The 23,951-nt window shown below is 40.2% G+C and carries 30 protein-coding genes; 18 read left to right on the top strand and 12 right to left on the bottom strand.

Annotated features, from left to right (window positions below; genetic code table 11):
- Positions 1-10 precede the first annotated feature (10 nt).
- The 3 genes from HUX68_RS02080 to fadH form a co-directional block, all read right to left on the bottom strand.
- The gene (locus HUX68_RS02080; protein WP_246206597.1) at positions 11-1,501 is read right to left on the bottom strand and encodes an MDR family MFS transporter; all 1,491 of its coding nucleotides are present in this window, start codon (positions 1,499-1,501) and stop codon (positions 11-13) included.
- A gap of 135 nt (positions 1,502-1,636) precedes the next feature.
- Positions 1,637-2,092, bottom strand: a complete 456-nt coding sequence (gene cbpB / locus HUX68_RS02075; RefSeq protein WP_174613095.1) for a cyclic-di-AMP-binding protein CbpB — start codon at positions 2,090-2,092, stop codon at positions 1,637-1,639.
- Between the two features lie 304 nt (positions 2,093-2,396).
- Positions 2,397-3,164, bottom strand: coding sequence for a 2,4-dienoyl-CoA reductase (gene fadH, locus HUX68_RS02070; protein ID WP_174613094.1), 768 nt, complete (start codon positions 3,162-3,164; stop codon positions 2,397-2,399).
- Positions 3,165-3,505: 341 nt separating this feature from the next.
- On the opposite strand from fadH, the gene HUX68_RS02065 reads away from it, so the two are divergent.
- From HUX68_RS02065 to HUX68_RS02055, 3 genes are all read left to right on the top strand, one after another.
- On the top strand, positions 3,506-4,354 hold the full coding sequence (locus tag HUX68_RS02065) for a metallophosphoesterase (RefSeq protein WP_174613093.1): 849 nt from the start codon (positions 3,506-3,508) through the stop codon (positions 4,352-4,354).
- 94 nt (positions 4,355-4,448) lie between these two features.
- The gene (locus tag HUX68_RS02060; protein ID WP_174613092.1) at positions 4,449-5,024 is read left to right on the top strand and encodes an SCO family protein; all 576 of its coding nucleotides are present in this window, start codon (positions 4,449-4,451) and stop codon (positions 5,022-5,024) included.
- 175 nt (positions 5,025-5,199) lie between these two features.
- Positions 5,200-5,685: a YkyB family protein gene (locus HUX68_RS02055; protein ID WP_174613091.1), complete on the top strand. Its 486-nt coding sequence runs from the start codon at positions 5,200-5,202 to the stop codon at positions 5,683-5,685.
- 34 nt (positions 5,686-5,719) lie between these two features.
- Here the strand turns inward: HUX68_RS02055 and HUX68_RS02050 are convergent, their stop codons facing one another.
- Complete coding sequence (locus tag HUX68_RS02050) at positions 5,720-6,037, bottom strand: hypothetical protein (protein WP_174613090.1); 318 nt, start codon at positions 6,035-6,037, stop codon at positions 5,720-5,722.
- Positions 6,038-6,231: 194 nt separating this feature from the next.
- Between HUX68_RS02050 and HUX68_RS02045 the strand changes: the two genes are divergently transcribed.
- Positions 6,232-7,125, top strand: coding sequence for a DMT family transporter (locus HUX68_RS02045; RefSeq protein WP_174613089.1), 894 nt, complete (start codon positions 6,232-6,234; stop codon positions 7,123-7,125).
- Positions 7,126-7,229: 104 nt separating this feature from the next.
- Here HUX68_RS02045 and HUX68_RS02040 read toward each other — a convergent pair whose 3' ends face one another.
- Positions 7,230-7,379 carry an FbpB family small basic protein gene (locus HUX68_RS02040; protein ID WP_174613088.1) on the bottom strand — a complete coding sequence of 50 codons (150 nt, stop codon included), beginning with the start codon at positions 7,377-7,379 and terminating at the stop codon, positions 7,230-7,232.
- Positions 7,380-7,486: 107 nt separating this feature from the next.
- On the opposite strand from HUX68_RS02040, the gene HUX68_RS02035 reads away from it, so the two are divergent.
- Positions 7,487-8,644, top strand: a complete 1,158-nt coding sequence (locus tag HUX68_RS02035; RefSeq protein ID WP_174613087.1) for an aminotransferase A — start codon at positions 7,487-7,489, stop codon at positions 8,642-8,644.
- A gap of 6 nt (positions 8,645-8,650) precedes the next feature.
- Here HUX68_RS02035 and HUX68_RS02030 read toward each other — a convergent pair whose 3' ends face one another.
- Complete coding sequence (locus HUX68_RS02030; protein WP_174613086.1) at positions 8,651-8,830, bottom strand: aspartyl-phosphate phosphatase Spo0E family protein; 180 nt, start codon at positions 8,828-8,830, stop codon at positions 8,651-8,653.
- Between the two features lie 194 nt (positions 8,831-9,024).
- Here HUX68_RS02030 and lepB point away from each other — a divergent pair, with 194 nt between their 5' ends.
- From lepB to HUX68_RS02015, 3 genes are all read left to right on the top strand, one after another.
- Positions 9,025-9,555 carry a signal peptidase I gene (lepB, locus tag HUX68_RS02025; protein WP_246206596.1) on the top strand — a complete coding sequence of 177 codons (531 nt, stop codon included), beginning with the start codon at positions 9,025-9,027 and terminating at the stop codon, positions 9,553-9,555.
- A 515-nt stretch (positions 9,556-10,070) separates the two neighbouring features.
- Positions 10,071-11,141 (top strand): zinc ribbon domain-containing protein, encoded by a 1,071-nt coding sequence (locus HUX68_RS02020; protein ID WP_246206595.1) that lies wholly within the window; start codon positions 10,071-10,073, stop codon positions 11,139-11,141.
- Positions 11,142-11,168: 27 nt separating this feature from the next.
- Positions 11,169-12,308, top strand: coding sequence for a S1C family serine protease (locus HUX68_RS02015; protein WP_174613084.1), 1,140 nt, complete (start codon positions 11,169-11,171; stop codon positions 12,306-12,308).
- A 582-nt stretch (positions 12,309-12,890) separates the two neighbouring features.
- On the opposite strand, the gene HUX68_RS02010 is transcribed toward HUX68_RS02015, so the two are convergent.
- The 4 genes from HUX68_RS02010 to HUX68_RS01995 all read right to left on the bottom strand — a co-directional run bounded on the left by HUX68_RS02010 (position 12,891) and on the right by HUX68_RS01995 (position 17,161).
- Positions 12,891-14,255 carry a TrkH family potassium uptake protein gene (locus HUX68_RS02010; RefSeq protein WP_174613083.1) on the bottom strand — a complete coding sequence of 455 codons (1,365 nt, stop codon included), beginning with the start codon at positions 14,253-14,255 and terminating at the stop codon, positions 12,891-12,893.
- A gap of 167 nt (positions 14,256-14,422) precedes the next feature.
- Positions 14,423-14,842 (bottom strand): YwpF-like family protein, encoded by a 420-nt coding sequence (locus HUX68_RS02005; RefSeq protein WP_174613082.1) that lies wholly within the window; start codon positions 14,840-14,842, stop codon positions 14,423-14,425.
- Between the two features lie 14 nt (positions 14,843-14,856).
- Positions 14,857-15,876, bottom strand: coding sequence for a GTP 3',8-cyclase MoaA (gene moaA, locus HUX68_RS02000; protein ID WP_246206594.1), 1,020 nt, complete (start codon positions 15,874-15,876; stop codon positions 14,857-14,859).
- Position 15,877: 1 nt separating this feature from the next.
- Entirely contained in the window at positions 15,878-17,161 is a 1,284-nt protein-coding gene (locus HUX68_RS01995) for a molybdopterin molybdotransferase MoeA (RefSeq protein WP_174613081.1), read from the bottom strand.
- A gap of 163 nt (positions 17,162-17,324) precedes the next feature.
- Between HUX68_RS01995 and HUX68_RS01990 the strand changes: the two genes are divergently transcribed.
- Positions 17,325-17,507: a hypothetical protein gene (locus HUX68_RS01990; RefSeq protein WP_174613080.1), complete on the top strand. Its 183-nt coding sequence runs from the start codon at positions 17,325-17,327 to the stop codon at positions 17,505-17,507.
- A gap of 162 nt (positions 17,508-17,669) precedes the next feature.
- A complete protein-coding gene (locus tag HUX68_RS01985) occupies positions 17,670-18,392 on the top strand; it encodes a hypothetical protein (RefSeq protein WP_174613079.1) in 723 nt (240 codons plus the stop codon).
- A 32-nt stretch (positions 18,393-18,424) separates the two neighbouring features.
- Here HUX68_RS01985 and HUX68_RS01980 read toward each other — a convergent pair whose 3' ends face one another.
- Positions 18,425-18,871: a hypothetical protein gene (locus HUX68_RS01980; RefSeq protein ID WP_174613078.1), complete on the bottom strand. Its 447-nt coding sequence runs from the start codon at positions 18,869-18,871 to the stop codon at positions 18,425-18,427.
- A gap of 194 nt (positions 18,872-19,065) precedes the next feature.
- Here HUX68_RS01980 and HUX68_RS01975 point away from each other — a divergent pair, with 194 nt between their 5' ends.
- From HUX68_RS01975 to HUX68_RS01945, 7 genes are all read left to right on the top strand, one after another.
- Complete coding sequence (locus tag HUX68_RS01975) at positions 19,066-19,272, top strand: DUF1657 domain-containing protein (protein WP_174613077.1); 207 nt, start codon at positions 19,066-19,068, stop codon at positions 19,270-19,272.
- 227 nt (positions 19,273-19,499) lie between these two features.
- Positions 19,500-19,955: a hypothetical protein gene (locus HUX68_RS01970; protein ID WP_174613076.1), complete on the top strand. Its 456-nt coding sequence runs from the start codon at positions 19,500-19,502 to the stop codon at positions 19,953-19,955.
- Between the two features lie 19 nt (positions 19,956-19,974).
- Positions 19,975-20,454 carry a stage V sporulation protein AC gene (spoVAC, locus tag HUX68_RS01965; protein ID WP_174613075.1) on the top strand — a complete coding sequence of 160 codons (480 nt, stop codon included), beginning with the start codon at positions 19,975-19,977 and terminating at the stop codon, positions 20,452-20,454.
- Positions 20,454-21,470: a stage V sporulation protein AD gene (gene spoVAD / locus HUX68_RS01960; RefSeq protein WP_174613074.1), complete on the top strand. Its 1,017-nt coding sequence runs from the start codon at positions 20,454-20,456 to the stop codon at positions 21,468-21,470. The genes spoVAC and spoVAD overlap by 1 nt, the downstream gene beginning before the upstream one ends.
- A complete protein-coding gene (spoVAE, locus tag HUX68_RS01955; protein ID WP_174613073.1) occupies positions 21,467-21,817 on the top strand; it encodes a stage V sporulation protein AE in 351 nt (116 codons plus the stop codon). Before spoVAD ends, spoVAE begins: the two co-directional genes overlap by 4 nt.
- A 7-nt stretch (positions 21,818-21,824) precedes the next feature.
- Complete coding sequence (locus tag HUX68_RS01950; protein ID WP_174613072.1) at positions 21,825-22,028, top strand: DUF1657 domain-containing protein; 204 nt, start codon at positions 21,825-21,827, stop codon at positions 22,026-22,028.
- A 21-nt stretch (positions 22,029-22,049) separates the two neighbouring features.
- On the top strand, positions 22,050-22,907 hold the full coding sequence (locus HUX68_RS01945; RefSeq protein WP_174613071.1) for a DUF421 domain-containing protein: 858 nt from the start codon (positions 22,050-22,052) through the stop codon (positions 22,905-22,907).
- A 53-nt stretch (positions 22,908-22,960) separates the two neighbouring features.
- Here HUX68_RS01945 and HUX68_RS01940 read toward each other — a convergent pair whose 3' ends face one another.
- On the bottom strand, positions 22,961-23,152 hold the full coding sequence (locus tag HUX68_RS01940; protein ID WP_174613070.1) for a hypothetical protein: 192 nt from the start codon (positions 23,150-23,152) through the stop codon (positions 22,961-22,963).
- A gap of 33 nt (positions 23,153-23,185) precedes the next feature.
- Here HUX68_RS01940 and HUX68_RS01935 point away from each other — a divergent pair, with 33 nt between their 5' ends.
- The gene (locus HUX68_RS01935; RefSeq protein ID WP_174613069.1) at positions 23,186-23,875 is read left to right on the top strand and encodes a DUF421 domain-containing protein; all 690 of its coding nucleotides are present in this window, start codon (positions 23,186-23,188) and stop codon (positions 23,873-23,875) included.
- Positions 23,876-23,951: the final 76 nt, after the last annotated feature.

The following is a 23,951-nucleotide window of genomic DNA, read 5'->3' as shown; positions in this document are numbered from 1 at the left end:
CAACAAACACCTATTCCTGCTTCTTTTTCGGTAAAAATAATACAAGAAGCAAGCTGATTACCGCGAGTACCAAAAGCCCGGTATATACCGCATGCAACCCGGTCGTAAGCCCCGCCTGCAATACGCTTTGAATATCATCGGGCAATGACATATTCTGACCGGGATCCAATAAATTGTTTGCTGTGTCAACTGAAACACGGTCACCATACCCATTAGTCACGATATAGTGCTGAATTTGACTATTTAACAAGCCGCCCAACAATGCAGCACCGAGCGCACTGCCAACCGTGCGCATAAACATATTGGCAGCAGTAGCTATTCCGCGTGTTTCCCAGCCGACAGCATTTTGTATTCCAACGATAAACGATGTATTGGTTAACCCCATCCCGATTCCGATGAAAAAAGATCCTGTTGCCGCCCATACCGGGCCATTTTCAGGTGAAAGCATAAAAAACACGATACCACCGATAATCAGGGAGCTGCAGCCGAGTATGGACGTTGACCTGTACCCGATTACCAACAGCAACCTTCCACCAGCAACAGCTGCCAGCGGCCATCCGATCGACATGGTCGTTAACGTAAAACCTGCAACAGTTGGCGAATAACCCATCACACCTTGTACAAATGCAGGAAGATAACTGGAAACACCAATTAAAATCATTCCCGCTGTCAAAGATGCCAAATTTGCAAAACCGATGATACGGTATTTCCAAATTTCAAAAGGCATCATCGGATCCTTTGCCCGTCGCTCCTGGAAATAAAAAAGAAGAAATCCTCCTGCAGCAAAACCAACAAGGCAATACATTGGAGCCGAGTTCCAGGCAATTCCAACCCCACCCTCAACCAGGATAAACATCAGGGACGTGATGGCGATCATTATCCAAATAGAGCCAAGGAAATCAATCGATCGTTCCTTTTTGTCGATGTTTTCATGCAAAAAGAACACAATCCCGATCATGGCAAGTACGCCAAGCGGGATATTCATCCAAAAAACGTAACGCCAACTGAGCGCCTCGACAAATAGGCCGCCTAATAGTGGACCGGTTACGGCGGATATTCCCCACACACTCGACAGATATCCTTGAATTTTCGCTCGCTCTTCTTTACTGTATATATCACCGATAATCGTCGTTGCGATTGGCATCAGCGCACCTGCACCAACACCTTGTACAAACCTGCATACAATCAGCATTTCCATCGATGAACTGAACCCGGATAACGTCGAGCCGGTTAAAAAAATAAAAATACCTGTAACAAATATTGGCTTTCTTCCAAAAATATCGGACAATTTACCAAAAATAAGCACGGTCGCAGCGTTTGTCAGCAAATAAGCGGAAAATACCCAACTGTACAGTGAGAAACCGCCAAGATCAGCTGCAATACTTGGCATGGCCGTCGCTACAATGGTTGCTTCAATTGCCGCCAGAAACATCCCCAGCATAACCGAGGCAAGAACAAGCGGGCGGTTGGTTTTCATTTTCTTTGTCATATGTTTTCCCATAAAAGACCCCTGTTTCATAACCATTAATGTGGCAATCTTTAATTAGAAGAAACATTTATCCGTTCCTGTAAAAAATAGCAAAACATACAATAACCCCCAGCGCACTTAAGCTCCGCCGGGGGTAGTTAGCATATTTTAATACATGGCTTTGTTTCCGGATGTATAAATATAACGCTGCATTTGCTTCAGAATGGCACGCCTGGTCAGAATTCCATCAAAATAGCCATTCTGATCGGAAACACAAACAAAAGGGAAATTAATAACCTCTTTCAATCCCATCAAAATAGAATCTTCTTTAGTAAGTGAAGGTATTTGTGTATTCATCACTTCATGTACCCGCATTTCAGAAAGCTTTTCAATTTCAAATCGTTCCAGACCCAAAGTTTCATTTAAAATTAACGTTTTTCCAATTGTTCCAACCAGCTTATAGGATTCATCCAGCACCGGAACAGCAGAATATCCTGATTTTACCAGTACAAGTAACGCATGTTCCAAAGGATTGTTCAACTGGACATGGGCTACCTTTTCAGATGAGATCATTACATCTTCAACTACCAAGTCAGTTACTGGTTTATCCTTTAATGTACTCATGGTCTTCGCTCCTTTTTGAAAACTGACGTTTAAAAATCATTCATTTATTTCTCGGAAAAAGGAGTTATTTATTTGTATCCCCACGACTAAGTTTACCATAGTTCATTGATAAGATATATTGTTACACCCAAAAAATTTATCAAGTACCTTCCTGGAAAATACTTAGTCTGTCAGTATTAATCTATGAACCATTCCGTGAATTTGCCAATGTGAAAATGATTCCAGCTTCTGAAAGAATGGAAGTATGAACATTGGGTATGGTTTTAACCATCCCGGTGTTAGTGTTCTATTTTTTCCTTTCTTGCTAAAATGGAAATTTATTCAGCCATTGACCGCCATCCATTGTGATGACCTCGCCATTTATGTAAGCTGCCTGCTCTGAAAACAGAAAGGAAGCCAGCCCGGCAATTTCCTCAGGAGTACCCAATCGTTTCAGTGGTACGGATTCCAGTGTTCGTTTTGCTGCTTTTTCAGATTCAAACAACTTATCGGCGCCACCGGTCCGTTCAATCGGTCCCGGAGCTATGGCATTTACGCGGATTCCATATTTAGATCCCCATTCAACAGCTAATGTGCGGGTCAAGTTTAACACACCTGCCTTTGCAGCTGATGAATGAATAACTCCCGCACCGGCATTCCATGCATATGTAGCTACCATATTAATAATAGAACCTTTCATTCCATTATCAATCCAGTATTTTCCGATCTCCCGGCTGCAATAAAACGTTCCATTCAATACAATATCAATAACTGAATTCCAGCCATTAACGGAAAGTTCCTCGGCCGGGACAATAAAGTTTCCAGCTGCATTATTGACCAGGAAATCGATACTTCCAAAATGATCAATTGTCTGCTTCACCATCCGTTCAACATCCTCCGGTTTCCGAACATCCATGGAAACTGTATACAGACTGCCTTGAGACATTTGCTCCAAATTTTCTTTCGCTGCTGCCAGCTTTTCCTCACTCCGTCCGGTCAAAACCACATTCGCGCCTTCAGCAGCAAATTTTTCTGCCATATATTTACCCATTCCACTTGTACTTCCCGTAACGATTACCGTTTTGTTTTTCATATAATTCCCCTCCATCATGTATAATCATATTGCAAAAACAATCTTAAAGTCAAAAAATTTCGACATAGATACAGCATATAGTTTTGAATTTTATCATACAAAGAAATACGATATGATATAGTGAAACTTCAATCAGTGGGTGTTCTTCCCACTGATTGTTAGTTGAACTTATCGGACATTTACCGACAGTTGTTTCACACTATCTCCTTTTATCTTTCATGTTCACTCAAGAGGAAACTTACTGCCGGTTAACGGGGGATATAGTGAAACTTCAATCAGTGGATGTTCTTCCCACTGATTGTTAAGGGATATTGGTATTTTTATTGAAAGGTTTGACCTATATGAACAGACGCACGTTTTTGAAGAAATCAGTCGGAAGTCTGCTCGCACTTGTTGGATTGAGCGGGGGGACATATTTTTATGCTCGGGAAATAGAGACCGGGATGCTTGAATTAAAAAGGGATGTTATATCCTCCAAAAAAATTCCGGATTCATTCAACCAATTTAAAATTATACAGTTTTCCGATACACATATTGGCTTTCATTATTCGTTGGAACAGTTAGATGAGCTCGTTAATACGATTAATAATGAAAAGCCTGATTTGATTGTCTTTACAGGTGACCTTGTTGATCAGGCGAATACGTATAACTGGAGCGAAAATTTGGTCATAGCATTAAAAAAGCTCCAGGCAAATCATGGGAAATACTGGATATACGGCAACCATGATCATGGTGGTTATGGAACAGATGTCGTTAAAAATGCAATGGATAAAGCTGATTTTCAACTGTTGAAAAACAGTCATGCAACCATCCGGATCGCTGATCGGGAAATTATTCTCGCTGGAATTGATGATGTCATGCTCGGGAACCCAGACCTTCGTAAAACGCTCGTTGCCGCCAACCCCGACTTATTCACAATTCTGCTGGCACATGAGCCGGATTATGCCGATCGCGTAACCCAGTACCCAGTGGATGTACAGCTGTCAGGTCACAGTCATGGAGGACAGGTACGACTACCATTTATCGGAGATTTGTACACTCCGTTATACGCAGAAAAATACGTTCAAGGCAGACATTCGCTCAACGATGGAAAGTTAATACTATACGTCAGTAAAGGAATCGGTACAACAAGGGTTCCCTACCGTTTTCTGTGCAAACCGGAAATTAATATCTTCACCCTTGAAACGTAGACCGGTTTCAGTAGAATCGTAACAGTTTATCCATAGTTTTTAAGCAGGAAACATGCTAAACTAGTTATCGATTTCAATTAGGAGGATTATCAAAATGTCAGGAATTAAACTGGTTTTGCCGATACTTATAATTGTCATCTTGCTATCTGCCTGCGGTAGCAAGTACGAGGGGGACTTCTCATTTGAAATTCAGGACTTCACGTTTGCCGATCACAATGGGGAAAAACTGTCCCTCAATGATCTGAAGGGTGAATTTTGGGTGGCAGATTTTATTTTTACAAATTGTACCACAGTTTGCCCGCCGATGACTGCCAATATGTCAAAATTGCAGGATCAGTTAAAAGAAGCAGGACTTGACAATGTTCAGCTTGTATCATTCAGTGTCGATCCCAAGCACGATACACACAAAATCATGAAAGAGTACGTTAAATCACGCGGTGGCACACTGGACAACTGGCATTTACTAACCGATTATAAATTTGAAGAGATTAAAGAGTTTTCCGTAAAGTCCTTTAAATCGCCAGTTGAAAAAGTTGCTGATTCCAATCAGGTTCTACATTCAACCAGTTTTTTCGTTGTCACACCGGAAGGAAATGCGATTAAAAAGTTTGATGGAAGAAAAGCTGCCAATATGGAAAAGATAGTCGAATATATACAATCCATTCAGTAATAAATTCGAAGCGGGATGATCATATACCCGCTTTTTTCATTTGGATAATTACATTGCCTAATTAGCCATACGCTGCTATACAGGTACTTACGCTATTGCTAATAATATTGCAAAGGGAAGATCTTTGCGGTACGATATAGACAAGCAGTAAATTTAAAGATAAGGAGGATTATACGTGAACACTAAGGATACAATTCCAGTACATGAACTGGCACAAGCATTATATTCGATAAACCGGCACGCAAAAACGGCACCGGAACCCGGGCATCTCTACCATATTAAGAAAGAGACAATAAACCGGCTGCTGAAGGAAAAACGCGCCGAAAAAGTTGGACTGCACTTTTCGGATCATCCAAAATTCAGTAACCAGCATTCAACATTGCTTGTAAAAGTGGATAATTACTATTTTCATATCCCCCCAATTAAAGATGACTTCAAAGAACTCAGCCATCTTGGTAAGCTTGATCAGAGCTACCGCAATCCCCAGTCAAAAATGTCACTGTCACAGGCCAAAAAAATAGTGTACAGCTACATCGACTGGCAGCCTCCCAAAAAGAAGCCAAAAACCGTTTCACGAAAGAAATATGCCTCTTCCTATTTTACACCGTCTTCTCTTGGGAAAATGGAATGGCCCCCAACAAAAACATATCGAAGCCGCTAAAAGCTGCACTGCTCTTATCAGTGCAGCTTTCTGTTCAGGATCTTAATTTTAGAAAAAAGTATTGCAATACGTGCAGTACTAACAGACAGCAGCCAAAAGCTGCAAGACATCGCAATGTTATTTGCAGAAGATCCACATCAAGTGTAACTGTCATAATTACACCGGTTAATAATAGTACTAAAAACACTAAACTGCTTATCAAAAATGACAGTAATTTAATGGACTGACGTGAAATCACCCATTTCACTATCACCTTAACAAACAAATAACAGATAAAGACCGCGGCAAAAATAATCACATAAACCACATCAAACCAGCCGGGAACCATTTCCTGCCATACACTCCAATCCATCAGCGCTCTCCCACCTTTTCTGCATATCGTCAGAAATTATACGTAAATAAACTTCATCACTCGCTATAAAACAAGGCCAGTCCTGAGTTTTTCTAATTATTATTCAATATGAACGAAACATTTCAGTAATATACTTTCTTCGTATCTGATATAATCAACAACTAATGATAGATACATAAAGGAGAAACACTAAATTGCAAAAAGCATTTATTTATATCATCATAGGTGCCGCTTTATGGGGGACCATCGGCTGGTACGTCAAACATCTGTATGCACATGGATTTACACCGATGGAGGTTGTAACACTGAGGGTATGGATGGCTGCAGCTATTCTCGTTATCTATTTATTGATTAAATCACCAAAAAAACTGCGGCTTGATTCATTAACCGACATTAAATATTTTATCGGGACAGGGATTTTCAGCATTATTTTCTTCAATTATTGCATGTTTACTGCCATCAATCTGTCTACAATTCCGGTTGCAACTGCATTGCTTTATACTGGTCCCGCCTTTGTGACCATTTTATCGTTTTTTCTTTTTAAAGAATCCCTTACACGAATAAAAATTTTCGCGCTTCTACTAACTTTGTTTGGAACAGCTCTTGTTGTCGGGCTTATTCCGTTGAATCCGGAAGTACTTCACCTGGCAAGTCTGCTGTTCGGGATTGGTTCCGGATTTGGTTATGCGTTGTACAGTATTTTCAGCAAATTCGCTCTTGCCAAGTACAACAGTTTAACGATTACTACATTTACTTTTATGGTAGCGGCAATCGCACTCATACCCTTTTTCCCGTACCAGGAAAAATTTCATCTGCTGCTGAAACCAGATATTATGTTTTATGCTTTTGGACTGGGATTTCTCCCCACAGCAATCGCCTACATCGTTTATACTTTGGGCCTGCAGCGGACTGAAGCGTCGAAAGCATCCATTTTGACCACGATTGAACCGGTTGTCGCCGCTTTAATCGGAATATTTATTTTCCATGAGCCGTTCTCGTTTATTCAAATGACGGGAATGATCTGCATTATTGGGGCAGTTATTATGATTCAGGCTTTTTCCAGACAGAAAAAAATAACTGCCAGGTAAGTGATTTGAATCACCGCCCATAGCAGCTGTTAGGAGCAGCCGGATAGCTGCTCTTTTTATTTGTCGAAATGGTTTATCATAAGCATCGTATGTTATGATAGTTATCATGAAGTAAAGTGTTTCTTCTCTTTGGAGTTTTTCTCCCGCTTTTTCTCAAGCCGAAGTTCGATTTGTTTTAATTGCTTTTCATCTTCCAAAAGCTCTTGTTTGTTTTGTTTTACAAGTTCTTCAAAACGTTGATATTTTGGGCGCATCACTTCACACTCCTTTAACAGCTCATTATTAGTATACCCAATTTCTTATATAACAAATCGAAATTATTTGAACATTTTATTAACATTTTTAGAAGGGGAATTTATTTATGCAGCCAACACTTAATACATCCGTACAAAACATTGAAATTTCAGGAATCAGAAAGTTTTTTAATATGGTTGCTGATGAACAGAATGTAACATCATTAACAATTGGCCAGCCGGATTTTCATACGCCGAACCATGTGAAGGAAGCCGGAAAAACCGCACTTGACCAAAATAAAACAATGTATACCCACAATGCAGGCATCCTTGATTTGCGCAAGGCAATTGCCAGCTTTTACGAAAACAACTATGGATTAAGCTATAATCCGGAATCGGAAATTATTGTTTCAACCGGAGCTTCACAGGCAATTGACATTACTTTCCGGACAATCCTGAATACCGGTGATGAAGTGATACTCCCAGCACCTATTTATCCGGGGTACGAACCGCTTGTCAAACTGGCGGGGGCAAAAGTTGTTTATGCAGATACAACAGGTGATGACTTTAAACTGACAAAAGAAACATTGCGTAAATATATAACCAATAAAACGAAATGTGTTGTCCTCCCCTACCCGTCTAATCCAACAGGTGCCTCTTTTACGGAGGCTGAATTGAAGGAACTTGTTTCGGAGTTGCAAAAGCATGACATTTTTGTTTTGGCTGATGAAATTTACAGTGAACTGGTATACGACCGGAAACACATATCGATTGGGGCTTTTAAAGGAATGCGGGATAGAACGATTATCATTAATGGTCTGTCCAAATCTCATGCAATGACTGGATTTCGAATCGGTTACGCGCTGTCACCTTCCTGGCTTGCAAAAGAAATGCTGAAGGTTCACCAATACAATGTATCCTGTGCATCGTCCATCAGCCAATTTGCAGCACTTGAAGCATTAACAAATGGACTGAATGACCCATCTGAAATGCGTGATGCGTACAAAACAAGACGCGACTTTGTTTATCAGCGATTGCAAGGAATGGGGTTACAAGTAAATCTCCCTGACGGAGCATTTTACTTCTTCCCTCAATTTAAACATACAAATGTATCTTCATTTGAGCTGGGACTGGATCTGGTTCGGCGAGGTAAAGTAGCACTTGTTCCGGGAGATGCCTTTTCACCGCTCGGCGAGGGATATATGCGTTTATCGTATGCATATGACATGGAAACTATTAAGGAAGGTTTGAATCGATTGGAAGCTTTTTTGCAGCATCAGCTGTAATTGAAATTATTTAACTTGATTACGACCGACAGGCTGTACTATATCATTATATTGATTTAACATTTTGTCCAATTCCTGACTGATTTCAACGGATTCTTTGCTTGAGAGACCCTCTTGCATCGCAATGTCTGTCATTTGTTTTCTCAGAGATTCAATATGGTTAAGAAGCTTGTCTGCGGCACACATTTTTGTAAGTTGAATCCTCCTTTAGTAAACTTATTTAACTGTAGCACAATTGATTAATTAAAGACAAGTATAGAGATATTGTGCATTCTAAAGTTAAGATGCATTTATTCATGGTATCATTTTTTCTGAGGTGTTTTACGGATATGTTATGATATGAAATAGAGATGTTTTAGTTTTTGGAAAGGATGACAATTTTGGCTGAAGAGACTGCAAAGCGGAAGAACCAATGGATAGAATGGCTAAAAGCAATATTAATTGCCATCATCCTCGCTTTTCTCCTTCGATCATTTGTATTTGCAACATCCATTGTCGAGGGTGAAAGCATGGAACCTACCTTGGAAAGCGGAGAAACTATCCTGTTTAATAAATTTGTATATTTGACCGGCGAACCTGAACGTGGGGATATCGTCATTATTGACAGGCCGATTAAAAATTATGTGAAGCGGGTCATTGCGCTGCCAGGGGAAACAATAAAATTTAGAAATCATGAATTATACATTAACGGTGAAAAATACAAGCAGAATTTTATTTCTGAAGAGGCTCAGAACCATACTGGGAATTTCGGTCCGATTAAAGTACCGGAGAACAGTTATTTTGTGATGGGCGATAATCGTGAAGTGAGTCTAGACAGCAGAAATGGATTAGACTTTATCAAAGAAGAAAATATTATTGGCAGAACAGAATTTATTGTCTTCCCTGTAGACGAATGGGCGACAATAAAATAAGGTATCAGGTCAGACAGATTTATATGTCTGACCCTTTTTATCTCACCTTATTCATTATCAAATACGCAATATCCAATATTAAGAGCCAATAATCCAAAGCAAACAATGCCTAACAATACTTCCATGGGTAAACCCCCTTCACATTGACAATTATGTAAGTATGATCGTATCATTTCCATTCTCTATCTTATCATACCAATTTCGCCATCCTAAATAAAGTAAAAATATGATAAAATTAAACAAAGACACAATATCCGGTTAACGATGTATAATTCGTAGACTTATCAAGAATTATCTCCGGTCTTTACTATTGAAAATTATATGCTTAGTAAAGGTTGATAGTTCGGTACACTGCCGGTTTACATTCTGTAATACAATCCATTTTTGTACAAATGCACGCAATATACTTGAAAGTAGGTTTTACCATGCATCATTGTCCTTACTGTGGCATGAGGGTGAAAGAAGATGAATCATATTGTATAAAATGCGGACGACAGCTGCCAGAAGACATGTTAATGCGTCTCGAAAACAAGAAGGAATTTAATAAATTCTGGTACATTCCCATTGCTATTGTTGTTTTAGTTGTATTATCAACAGGAAGTTATTACGTGTTTATGCAAAACCAGATTGCTGACGCAAAAAACCTTTATAAAAAAGCTGAAGAAGTTGCCATGGAAGGCCACTTTAACAAAGCAAAGCAGCTGCTTAATGAATCCCTGAAGAACAGTAAAAACTTTGCTCAGGCTGATTTAGCCTTAAGTTATGTTCAAAAAGGAATTGATATCAAATCGAATCTGGCGGAAGCGGAAAATCTGATGAAGCAACAGGAATTTCAACAGGCCCTGTCCATCATTAATGATGCGGAAGACTCCATTATGAACTATGAAGGTGCTGCGGTTACCGAATTAATTAATACACTCACAGCCAAACGAAACGCTATAAAAATCGAACAACTGAAATATAAACTTGGTCATGACCCGTCCATCAGTGAACTAAAAACACTTGTTTGGGAAGCCGAGTCCATCAAGACAGAAGAAGCCGACAAAATTACGAATAAAATCCGCAACCAGATTATTGACTATACATATTCAAAAGCGAGTAAACAATTAAATGCGAAACAATTTTCGGATGCATCTATTATCGTTGAAGAAGGATTAAAGTATGCACCGGAATCTGAAAAACTGCAAAGTCTTAAAACAACCATCGATAAAGAAAAGATAGCTTTTGAAACTACCCAGCGTCAACGTATTGAACAGGCAATCAGCACTGCGGAAAAGGAACGTAAATTCAATCAGAATAAAGCCGTTGAACTCGTTTCAGTATCTCTTGATAACAATCAGCAAGGAAACCTGATTGTAAAAGGAAAGGTAAAGAGCAATGCTACTGTTCCAATCAATACGATCCTTGTAGAGTACTCGCTTTTGACTAAAGACGAAAATGCATTTTCATCAAATGAAGTATATGTTTATCCAGACACGCTTTATCCGGATGAAACGGGTAAATTTGAATTTACACATTACGACATCGACCAAAAGGACAGAGAAATAAAAGTCCAAGTTGATCAAATTAATTGGTACACTGATTAATACCGAAAGTTTCAACGGGGTGAACACATGAACAGAAAACTGAAATTACCTGTCGCTGTATCCGTTCTGCTTGTTGTAATTGGAATCGTGATTCTCTACTCCATCAGCCAGCAATGGAATGGAAATACTATAGCGGTAAACAATCCGGTGATAAACAAGGTCGAATCGGACAGAAAAAGCCTGGATTTGAAATCCATCATACATGAAACAGAAAAAAGTGTAGTTCAAATCGAAGGGCAAAATGAAAAATCAACTATTACAGGATCCGGTTTCCTATACAATAATAAAGGTGATATTATCACAAATGCACACGTCGTCAATGATGCGGACGCAGTATACGTCAAAACTGCCAACGCCCACACCTATCCAGCCGCAGTTATTGGTGTTGGAAAGGAACTCGATGTCGCCGTAGTACGTGTACCGCAGCTGGCCGGACAAAATCCTCTGTCAATTGCGGAAAATTCCAATGTCGATATTGGGGATGAGGTAATTGCTTTAGGGAGTCCTCACGGTTTTCAGAATACAGTAACACTGGGTATCATTTCCGGGATGGCCAGAAATTTTGCAGTAGACGGTTTTGCTTATAATAATGTGTATCAAATTTCTGCCCAAATCACCCACGGAAATAGTGGTGGTCCGTTAATTAATCGTGAAACTGGAAAAGTCATAGGTATTAACTCCGTCGGTACCGAAGATGGGACAATAGGGTTTAGTATCCCAATAAACCAGGTGATGGATAAAGTAACAAAGTGGTCGCAAAAAGCCATTAATAGTAATCTTGACTTTGCAAACGCAGATGATATTATTTCCAATTCAGCACCATCAGATTTAAAGAAAAATGCTGAGTATCTAGCTGATTATTTCTTTGAAAGCATCACTATACGTGACTATGTTACTGCATACAGCCTGCTAGGAAGTAAAATGCTGTCCTCGTCATCATATTCGGATTTTCGGAATAAATACATTCATATTGTCGACTTGAAATATTCCGATCTTTCCAGCAAAGTTATCGAAGAAAACAAGGTGAAAATAACTGCTGATGTAACGGTAAAAACAATGCCTGCTGATAAGAACAAAGCTAAAGAAAAACAATACAAATACGTTCTGACAGTTGGCAGTGAAAATAACCAACTGAAACTGCTGAACATATCCAAGTCTTCTGATTAGAAATTGCCTGATCTTAAAGTTAAGTGCCAGATTTTTCTAAAGTATGCACTTATTGTTTTTTACCTCGTAATTGAAGTAAACTGCGACATACTGAAAAAAGAGTGCTATGACACCGCTCCGGAAATACACTACGCTTTCCGGGGGGCGGCTGCTGAGCCTCTTCGTGCTAACGCACTACGAGTCTCACCTAGGCCTCAGCTCCCGTAAAAAGGAAGGCCGACTAGAACCGGCCTTTGCGGCCAACGTCGGCATACCCCTTGTGAAGGGGCATGTATTTCCTCCGCTAGTTCTGATTATGTTATCCACCGCCGTGCTTAATTTTGAAACCACTTACTAAGCAGCTGGAATATGCGAGACTCCTGCGGGAAGTACAAGTTAGGTGAGACCCCGCAGGCGAGGTACGAACTGAGGAGGGCTCAGCACTTGCCCGCGGAAAGCGAGTATATTCCAGCTGCGTTGGTCAGGAAGCTTTACTAAATAATTCTATGTCGCAGTTTATCGGTTTTGTGTCGGTACTGAAATCTAAACATGAACAGCAAAAAACTTGTGCAACTCGCACAAGCTTTTTGCCGTATTTTCCAACTATCCAATAATAATTTTTTCCTTAGGGTAATGATACTTACCGCTGTTTTTATTCGTGTTGAAAATAAGCAGAAACGTTATGATGCCAACCCTGCCGATAAACATAAGAACCATCAGGATTATTTTTGACAGTGATGAAAGATCACCTGTTATTCCAGTCGACAAACCAACTGTTCCAAACGCTGAAGTCGCTTCGAACATAATTTCGATAAGCGAATTTGGCTCTATCACCAACATCAGCAGTACTGCACAAATCAGAATAATTCCAGCCATAAAAGCAACGGTCACTGCCTTTAATAAATCTTCATTATGTACTTCCCGTCCAAAAATACGAATAGCCCGTCCGCCCCTTGCAAATGTAATAATAAAAATAATAACCAATGCAAAAGTCGTGGTCCTGATACCCCCGCCGGCACTGCTCGGTGATGCCCCGATAAACATAAGCAAAGACATGAAAAACTGGTTGGATACGGAAAGTTCACCAACATCCATCGTGGCCAATCCTCCACTTCTTGTTGTAACAGATTGAAACAACGAATAAAACAAAATTTCATGCCAAGATTTATCCGCAAAAAACTTATTAATATCCATTAGCATAATCAAGACGGTTCCAATAGCAATCAATAGAAAAAACGTTAATGTGGTTACTTTAGTAAACAGTGTAAACCGAAAATGTTTCCGTTCTTCCTGTTTGGCAAACAGGAATCCTTTCACTTCAATCAGCACGGGATAGCCAATTGCCCCGAAAATAATAAGCAGCATATGGATAAACTGAACAAAATAATCATGCTTATATGGAATAAGTGATTGTCCGGTAATATCAAATCCACCATTTGTTGTTGCACTGATAGCGGCAAAAAAACCGTGGAAATACGCTTCCTTTGCCGTTGGATAATACTGAAGAAAATGTGTTCCAAGTATGAGAAAACCAATAAATTCTATCGTCAGAATTACCAGCAAAATTTGCTTGATCAGACGAACCATTCCCTCAAACGATGTCTGATTCTGATCAGTCTGAATCAAACGCCGTTCACGAAGTCCGATTTTCTTGCCGATCAGCAGCCAAATCGACGTACCTATTGCCATTACCCCAACCCCACCCAGTTGGAGAATAACTGCCAAAAATACAATACCAGTTGTGCTAAATGTGTCCGCAATTGAAATGGAACTGAGTCCCGTAACACTGATGGCACTAACCGCAGTAAACAGCACATCAATCAGTGGAATATCCACACCGTCCTGATGTGCAAAAGGTAACGCCAATAATAAACTGGATATGATCACTGCAATAAAATAAAACAGAAAAATCAACTGGACCGGTGATAATTTATGGACCCAGTGAAAAATTGACTTGGAAAAATACATAGCAATACCCCTCAGCAACCTTACTAAAAACGTATTATCATTATAGCAGTCAGATTGAAGAAATGCCTTATTTTTTGGCAGATTCACGTCAATTTAGCACGGAAATACGTCTTTGTCAACATGAGAAAGCCATTGAAAACATGGATTCTCAATGGCTTTAGTACCATTTATTCATTTTTCAGCAGCTCTTTAAACTTATCCAGCAAGTCTTCTCCCTGATACCCCTGTTCGATCAACGATTTAAGCATAGCCCATACTTTATCTTTTTGCTGATCAACCATTGTGCCTTTAAAAAGAATATTGATATTCGGACCAATCTCATTGACACCAATAATGGAGGTGATAAATGTTGCTGGCTGATTCGTCGGCTTCGTGATCTTTACCTGCAGCATGACTTCCTCCCGATCCTGCTGCAGTTTTTTAAAAAAGTCCAGATAATCATGCTTGACATATGCCTCAATCACCCATTGGTTAAGATCATCCTCGCGATTGATGATCAGTCCATCCTTCAGTTCGATACCATATTGGGAAATGTCTTTATCTTCACTTTGCAGTATATCCAACGAATAGAGCTTGAAGGTTTTCATCCGACTGCCTCCTTCTAGCCGCCTATATAAGACATTTCAATCTTTCGGCGATTTTTGTTTTTTTCTTCAGAACGTTCATCTGAATATCGGTCCGTTCGTCCGCCCCATAATTTGGCCAGCATATCTGTGAGTTGTTCATCGTTAAGTGGGTTGCGCATTTTCCCGCGAATATCAAATCCGTCTGAAGCAAATAGACATGTATAAAGCTTACCATCCGCTGATAGACGAATACGGGTGCATGTTCCGCAGAAAGAGTCAGTTACCGAGGAAATCACTCCTATCTCTCCCCCGCCATCTTTGTACCGGAAACGGGAAGCAACTTCTCCATAGTAATTTTCCTCAGCAGGTTCAATTGGCATTTCTGCGTTTATCCTGTCAACAATTTGCTGTTTGGAAATCACATTGTTCAAATCCCATCCATTGTGATTACCGACATCCATGAATTCAATGTATCGTAAAATAACATCGGTTCCTTTAAAATGCCGGGCCATTGGCAGGATCTGGCTTTCGTTCATTCCTTTTTTGACAACCATATTGATTTTTACCTGCAATCCAGCATCCTGCGCAGCTTGAATACCTTTTAATACCGGAAGGGTGACAACACCTTTACCATTTATTTGTTTAAACACGTCATCCTCAATCGCGTCCAGACTGATGTTTACACGTTTCAACCCTGCATCCTTCAGCCTCTTTGCCTTTTTTGGCAAAAGAATACCGTTCGTTGTCAGTGCAATATCCTTGATGCCGGGAATCTTTACAAGCTCACCAATAAGTTTATCCAGATCCCTGCGCATCAATGGTTCCCCCCCGGTGATCCGGATTTTTTCCACACCGAGTGCCGCAAATGATCGGGCCAGTCGTGTAATTTCTTCGAAGCGCAGCAATTCATCTTCCGGCAGAAACACATAGTCTTCTCCAAATATTTCTTTCGGCATACAATACGTGCACCGTAAATTGCATTTATCAATCACAGATATACGAAGATCCTTCAACACCCTGCCGAACTGATCCTTAACTGGACTATTTTGTTGCACTTTAATCTCTCCTTTGTACGTGCTGAAATTCCCGTTGTCCGTCATGGTCTTCAAGCAGTAATACTTCCACTTCATCACCTTTTGTAAAACCGCGTGTCCCTCCTGGCAGGAGCATCAGACAAGTTGAATGCGCCAATGAAGTGACAACATTCGATTTATCCATTCCTGCAGGCTGTGCTTGAATTTGTGCATTATTATATGTAAGGTAGCAGCGCACAAATCTTGTAAAGGGATTGGGTTTCGGAAAATCCATACCAAGTACAGCGTCAATCCTTTTCAGAAAAGGCCGCCAATTAAACAAATACTGTTGAATAACCGGCCGTGTAAACAATTCAAACCCAACATAACATGCGGAAGGATTACCGGATAACCCGAACATCATTTTGCCATCACAGTTTGCAACAGTCGTTACACTTCCCGGACGCATTGCCACTTTATTAAACAACACGTCTGCCCCCAGTTTTTCATAAATAGCCGGCATTAAATCAAAGTCCCCAACCGATACCCCGCCGGTTGTAATAAGCATGTCCACTTCCTTCAGAGCATTCCGGATCAGTTCGTAACTAGGTTCAAGTTCGTCCGCTAATTTCCCGTAATACTTGCATTCCGCTCCGGCACGGATAATTTGGGACTCAATCATATAAGCATTCGAATTTCGGATTTTTCCTGGCTGCAATTCTTCATTGACATCAAGCAATTCAGTTCCTGTTGCAATCACGCCAACAACCGGACGCTTTGCAACACAAACCTCACTGTGACCGAATGTTGCAAGTAACGCCTTTACACCAGGATTAACCAGCTTGCCTTTGTCTACAAGCTTCGTTCCCCTGGCTACCTCTGAACCTTTTTCAATTATATTTTGGGCTGCTTTCATTTGACGCTTAATTGTCATAAAACGTTGATTGTTTTCTTCATATGCCTGGCATATTTCAAACATCGCCACACAATCTGCACCTTCCGGAATTTTAGCCCCGGTCATTATCCGGGTTGCCTGTCCTTTTTCCAGTTTAACAACCGGAACTTGTCCGGCCCCGATATGCTCGACAACTTCAAACTGAACCGGATTGTTACGCCCGGCACCGATCGTATCTGCAGAGTTGAAGGCAAACCCATCATATGGTGATTTATCAAATGAAGGTACAGGTTCTTCAGCTATGATATCCTCGCCAAGTCTTCTGTTATCACAATCATTTATAGGAATGTATTCAATTGCTCCTTGATGCTGGAACCTTAGAACACGTTCGATTGCTTCACTTACCTGAATTGGCTTTCTCATCTCCACCAAACTGATCCAACCTTCCCCTTGAATGTTAACGTATGAACGTTTCTACCTAAATTGTAACAAAAAAGACTGAAAATAGATAATCCTGTCTCTGAATAATTTGTGAATGTTTCACCGCTAACCAGAAAGGATATATAATACTAAAATTACTGGAGGAGAGATCCATATGACATGGATTTATGCTGTTATTATAATTGCCATCATTATTGCCGTGTTGTTTTTTCTAAAATCACGCGGACAAAATCCGAACAAGAACGCATCTGTTTCAACAGAGGAGAAAGAAGAATTAAATGAGGATTACTTGTCACACGGCGAAACAGAAGATCACAACAGTCATCGGAACCTGTGAAATTAAACGTCACCCTCTATTCCTATCAGCAAAACAATATTCTTAAGACAAAGTATATAGTTTTAACGTCTAATTGGGGGTGGCGTTTGTTTTATAAGAAGGGTTACTTTGTGCTCCATTTTTAGTATAATGAATATAATCAGAAAAAATGGAGAATTGCATATGATAAAAAAACTATTATGTATTGCCATACTCCTCCTGCTGACCGCCTGCAGTGAAGAGTCAGTCATTGTCAAAAAAGAATCCACATCTGAAGATGCTGCCACAGACCCTGAAATTGTGGAACAGCAAAATAGTAATAAAAAAGAAACAGACAAATTTATTGAATTTGCTCTTCCTGATGAACAGGTTATGATTAATTTGGAAATGGTACCCATTCTGAATGTGTTTTTACAAACCGCAGCCAACAAAGACAAAGCAATTGCGAAGATGGATTTAACTCGAATCAATGTCGACAGCAAAAGCGTGTATCTGCTGGAATTTTCTTGTCACAATAAACTGTGCTCTTATCTTTTGTTGGATCAGTCACAAAAAAACCAGGCATTTCTCGTTGCAGATATGGCACAATCTGAGCAAGTACAATTATCACCGGATAACAGTAAAATAATGTTGCATTTCAACCGCAAGCTATCGTTTCCTGTACCACTTTCCGATATTGTAGTTATTGATCTGGACAATTGGAAACCGCTTAAGCTTAAAAATGTCGCCGCCGAAGAAAAGCTGCTTGATTTCAGATGGCCGTTAATTTCATCCTTTTGGGTCGACAATAATACCATTGAAGTATTTAAACCGGACTTACCAAAAGTGACAACTTCTAATATTGCGAATTGGCAAAAAAGCAACATGCCAATTAATAAAATTCAGTTTGATACACTGAAAAAATAAGAACAGCACATCGCCATAAACGTGTGCTGTTCTTAATTAAATGTAAGTTCTTCCTGATGCATTATTTTTCTTTCCTTACCACCAACCGAAAACTTTGCTTTACAATATAACGTATATTCCCCCATTTTCGGTGATTCAAAGTGCTTAGGCCCCTGGGGATGATAATTGCTGTCTTCTCCAAGCAGCTTTGATACTGTACTCCCTGTATAATCATGATTTTTATGCCGGAACGAAACAGAAATTAATGGTGTCTGATGTACTACATTTACTTCCCCTTCCCCAACATACTGGAGCGAACGATATACCCGGAATCCATCTTCTTCATTTTCTACTCGAACATGCAGTACAAAATCATCTGCACTAACGGAAGCGGTTGTGTTGTCTGCCGTCAATTCAGCATTAGCATATGTATAATAGAAATAATATGAACCTGCCAGAATAATAAGAATGGCAACAATTGCAAAACCCAACTTTTTCAAATTCTCCCTCCTTCCTCATACTGTATGACGATTTTTTCAGGCCAAAAGTTTCAAAAAAACGTTTAAAAATTCCGTATTCATGTTAAATCTCTACCCTTTTACCCATGTCAATAAAACAAAAAGAAAATCGCACGTATAATTACGCATTTTTTACTGATTATAAATAATGAGGTTCAAACAAAGGAGGAAATCTTGTGACAGTATCAAGTCAGGTAAAACAGACGCTTGCAGGTTTAAAAAGTGCACAGGCAAGTTTTGAGCAATTCGCCTTGCAAACAGAAAATAAAGCAGCAAAGCAAATGTATGAAAACGCTGCACAACAAACGCAGAGCGTTCTGCAAAGTGTTGAACCGCGTATTAAACAAATGGAATCAGAGGAACCACAGTATAAAGGCTTTTAACTTGCGGATAAAAAAGGAAAAAGTTTATTTACTACATTAGTAAATGCTTAAGCTTAGAACACATGGTTGTCACCAAGCCTTTAGGTGACAGCCATAGTTGCACTTATGCAGTTAGAAAGTATTTTATTTTTTCTTAACTGCCAGGAAAAGCTGATTCAATTACAGATTTTCTGATAATCATGAGGTTGGCAATGAACGCCAGCCTCCTTCAAATCAGGGGGAAAAGCATGAGTGGCTATCGACTTATAACAATTATTGGATTAATCCTATTTCTAACAAGCTGTTCAACAGTGGATAATTCAGCGACTCAGGAAGACGGAATAAACCTTTCTTACATTACCAGCAACCATAATATTGATCAGCATGCCTCCAATCAGGCAAAAGAGATGCTTCGCAAACATGATACAATCACCTCCATACATGCAGTAAACACCGATAAAAAAATGTTAATTGCAATAGAGGTACATCATCGGCATCGTCTCAGACTATCGAATATCCGGAAATATCTGCAGAAAGAAATGGAAAAAGCATTCCCGGACAGAAAGGTTGAAGTGTCAACAGACAAAAAAGCGGTTATTGAGCTGAACCGCCTTGAAAAAGCGATTGATTCCAATAAAATAAGCAAAAAGAAACTAAAAAAGGAAATTAACCATCTTACAAACTTAATGCATGAACAAACATAACAGAAAGAGTGATCGGGATATGGCAGATAAGAAAAAGAAAAATTTACCGCCTGCCGCGCAAAAATATCAGTCATTTCAAAATGACCGGGAAACGAAACGCCCACTTTTGAAAAATTGTGTCAAAGCTTTTTTTGTCGGCGGGTTCATTTGTTTTATCGGCCAGATTATTTCAACCCTTTACATCTATTATTTTAATTTTACAGAGCAGACAGTCGGTAATCCCACAGTGGCAACATTAATATTTATTACGATGTTTTTAACCGGATTTGGAGTTTACGACCGAATCGGACAGTTTGCCGGGGCGGGCTCGGCGGTTCCAGTTACCGGATTTGGCAACGCAGTAATTTCCGCGGCCATCGAACACCGAACCGAGGGGTTTGTATTAGGTGTCGGCGGTAATATGTTTAAATTAGCCGGATCTGTCATTTTGTTTGGGGTATTCGCAGCTTTTGTAATTTCATTAATCAAATTGATTCTCATTACATGGGGTGGATTATAATGCTAACCGGACACCGAACATGGATTTTTGACAAAAAACCGGTCATCCTTTCAACTGGAACAGTTGCCGGACCGTTTGAAGCAGAAGGCAATATTCCCAAAGATATCGACCTCCTGCATGATAATATATGGCTCAACCAGTCATCCTTTGAAAAAGCAAATCAGCTCATGATGGAAGAAGCCTGTCAGTACGCTGTAAAAAATAGTCCAATTGAAAAGGAGCAGGTAAAGTTTTTTATCAGCGGAGATCTGATTAACCAGATTACGCCGACGAGCTTTGCGGCCAAAACGATGAATCTTCCGTACTTCGGACTGTTCAGTGCGTGTGCTACATCGATGGAAAGCCTGGCCCTGTCAGCATTTATTATCAACGCTGATGGAGCGGACTATATTTTGAGCGGGTGCTCGAGTCATAACGCCGCCACCGAAAAGCAATTCCGCTACCCTACTGAATATGGCGGGCAAAAACCCCCGACAGCACAATGGACAGTAACCGGTGCCGGGTGTGCACTCGTTGCAAAGGAGGGAGACGGTCCACAGGTTACATCAGCAACAATCGGAAAGGTTGTCGATATGGGCATGTCCGATCCATTTAATATGGGGGGAGCGATGGCACCTGCTGCTGTCGATACGATTGAAACACATTTGCGGGAACGGAATGTCGACGCCTCCTACTATGATGCAATCATAACTGGAGACCTCGGACATATCGGTCACGAGGTCTCGCTCGATATGCTGCAAAAAAGGGACATTGCTGTAACCGAAGAAAATTATAAAGACTGTGGTCTGACAATATATCGTGAAGGACAACCGGTACTTGCTGGAGGAAGCGGTGCTGCCTGCTCGGCAGTCACTGTTTATGGGCATTTCCTGAATAAAATGAAGCGAAATGAACTGAATCGGATTCTTGTTGTTGCTACAGGTTCACTCCATTCACCGCTGACCGTTCAGCAAAAAGACACGATTCCGTGCATTGCGCATGCAGTGTCAATCGAGTCAGGAAGTGATGTACAATGATTTTTTTCTGGGCATTTGTTGTTGGCGGTCTCATTTGTGTAATCGGCCAAATCATGTTTGATGTTTTTAAATTTAATCCCGGTCTCACACTCAGTATTCTTGTAGTGGCCGGGGCAATTCTAGACGCATTGGGTCTGTATGAGCCGCTCATTGATTTTGCCGGTGCAGGGGCAACCGTACCAATTACGAATTTTGGTAATTCATTGGTACATGGAGCAATTGCCGAGGCTGAAAAACATGATTTGGTAGGTATCATCACTGGAATGTTTGAGATAACCAGTGCAGGCATCTCTTCTGCAATCATTTTTGGAATGGTTGCAGCAATCATCTTTCGACCGAAAGGATAGATATAATATGACTGTAGGTTCACAAGTAAAAGCTTGTTATGCATCCATCAAAAGCGCCGAGGCAACCTTGATGAGTTTGAAAGGTAAATCAAGTGACCCGGAAGCCAGGGAAGCATTTGATAAGGCCCGTACCACTATGGAGGATGTAAAATCAGATCTGGAAAATCAGATTATATACCTTTCACAGGAAGAACCGCAATATAAAAGCTAACATAGAAAAGGAATGATCAGTATGCCAGGCTGGCTTGAGGTTATCATCCGCTCATTAAGTCTTTTAGTGGCACTGTTTTTTATTACGAAAATGCTTGGGAAAAAGCAAATGTCACAACTGGATATTTTTCAATATATTACAGGCATTGTAATCGGCAGCATCGTCGCAACACATGCCACAGACCTGAACACACAATTTGAGTATGCCTTTATTGCATTATTGGTTTGGTTCCTCGTGCCTTTCGGGGTGGAATTATTATCATTAAAAAGCAAGCGAGTCCGCGATTTCACCCAGAACAAAGGTACCGTTTTTATTCAAAATGGCAAAATCATGGAAGATAACCTTAAAAAAGAACGTTTCTCGACTGATGACTTACTTGAAGAATTACGCGATAACAATTTTTTCAGAGCAGCCGATGTCGAGTTTGCCATACTGGAGCCAACCGGAAAATTGAATGTACTGCCCAAAAAGGAACATCAACCGGTAACCAATAAGGATCTTGGTCTGAAACCTGCCCCTGAGAAAGAACCGCAGACAGTTATTATGGATGGAAAAGCATTAATGGAGCCATTAACAAATGCTTCATTGAACACAAACTGGCTGGAAACCGAACTGGAAAAATTGAATGTAAGCATCGAAAATGTTTTTCTTGGGCAAGTGGATTCGTCCGGACAGTTAACCGTTGACTTGTACGATGACATGATTAACGTTCCAAGTCCATCAGAGAAACCATTGCTGCTAGCTTCCATGAAAAAATGTCAGGCCGATTTGGAGTTATTTTCGTTAGCAACCGAAAATCAACAGGTGAAAGAAATGTATGAGAGAAACAGTCAGCGCATGGCAGAGACAATTAACATGATTGAGAAATATTTACGATAGATGCAAACTCCCGCATTCATGTATTACTTAAGCATACATGACTGGGAGTTTTTCTATGCAGCAAAGTTGGCTTCCCGTTTTATGTTTGCGATAGGCGTTGTTTTGATCATATTGTGTTTACCCATATTAGGGGGGTCCCCTTCCGCCATCCGCTGTTTCATGAGAACTTCCATAAATGGATGCCGGTTTGTAATGACGAAGCCAGTTTTTCGCAATGATTGAAACCCGTTTGTATTGTCAATCATGATAACAGATTACTGCATTGGGGTGTCTAACATATGAGTTTTGTCGTGTTGGCAATGGAACTGATTACCGGATTTGTCTTGCTGTTTATTTTAGTTAAAATAATTGGGAAAAAAATTATCGAACAGATTACACCGTTTACCTTCATCGCGGCAATTGTTCTGAGTGAACTCCTGGGGAATGCGCTGTACGATAAGAAAATTGGGGTCGAATATATTATCTTTTCCATGACATTATGGGCAATCATGATCTTAACTGTCGAAGTTTTTAGTCAGAAATTTCTGCTGTTTCGAAAAGTATCTGAAGGTAAACCATCGGTCCTGATTCACAATGGAATTATTAATCGTGACCAGTTAAAAAAGAACCGCATGAATATTAACCAGCTTCAGAGTCTGCTGCGCCAATCTGAAACTTTCTCAATCCGTGAAGTCGCGTATTGCTATCTTGAAGCAAACGGATCAATCAGTATCCTGAAAAAAACACCGAAGCAGAAAGTACAACAGGAAGATATGCAAATGCCTCCAAAACCGGTGTATGTTCCGGTAACGCTAATTCGCGATGGAGAATTACTGCATGATGAACTGGCAGATATCGGAAAAAACTTAGACTGGTTGAAAAGTGAGCTGAAAAATCAGGGAATTGATAACTTTGGTGATGTGTTCCTGGCTGAATGGCTGGAAGGCGATGGACTTTTTGCTCAAACAATTAAACAGGTATCAGGATGAGTACTGTACAATGTGAGTGGACAAAAGAAAGAGGTAATGCTGTTGGAAATTAGAAAACCTTGGCATTCGCCTCGTC

Source organism: Virgibacillus ihumii, from assembly GCF_902726655.1.
GTDB lineage: Bacteria > Bacillota > Bacilli > Bacillales > Amphibacillaceae > Lentibacillus > Lentibacillus ihumii.
This window is presented reverse-complemented; position numbering and strand designations above follow the sequence as displayed.